1 protein-coding gene is annotated in these 619 nt (G+C 32.5%); it reads left to right on the top strand.

Annotated elements, in window-relative coordinates; all coding sequences use genetic code 11:
• Positions 1–236, top strand: a 236-nt coding sequence (locus ACJ5GX_RS02950) for a hypothetical protein (RefSeq protein WP_495292686.1), incomplete at its 5' end; no start/stop codon positions are given.
• Positions 237–619: the final 383 nt, after the last annotated feature.

Raw genomic sequence — 619 nt, 5'->3', positions numbered from 1 at the left:
TGGCTTACAATGAGCTGAGCACGTATGTTATTAGGTATAAAGAAATGGACAATAGTATAGTTCTCTTCTTGTTAAATTGTTTGAAGAACAAGCTTAAGTCGTTGTTCGATGTTAGTAGAAGTTTGAATGAACAGGTGGATCGATCTGCTTATTCTTCTTCTACCTCTCTTACATCACTTTTTCAATCACCTTTTGCAGAAGGTCTTGAGATGAAAATAGTTAAGACCTATATTTGATATCACTATTATAAGAGCATGATGCTTTAAAGGAGTGGAAAACTGCTGAAGTTTTACAGCAAACCTGCATATAGCTGTTTCATACCAAGTTTCATTGGTAGTAGAACAAATGAAAAAGAGCTCTTTTTCCCTCTAATTTGGAGAGTTAAGCAAATTTATAACTTGTTCCATTTTTTTCCAATAGTGAATGTTTGGTATAAAACATTGTTAATTTAAAATAATTGTTGAAGTACTTATGATATTGGCTTACAATGAGCTGAGCACGTATGTTATTAGGTATAAAGAAATGGACAATAGTATAGTTCTCTTCTTGTTAAATTGTTTGAAGAACAAGCTTAAGTCGTTGTTCGATGTTAGTAGAAGTTTGAATGAACAGGTGGATC

The organism is Wolbachia endosymbiont of Tuta absoluta (assembly GCF_059414725.1).
The sequence above is the reverse complement of the archived record's forward strand: the minus strand, read 5'-3'. Positions and strand labels throughout refer to the sequence as shown.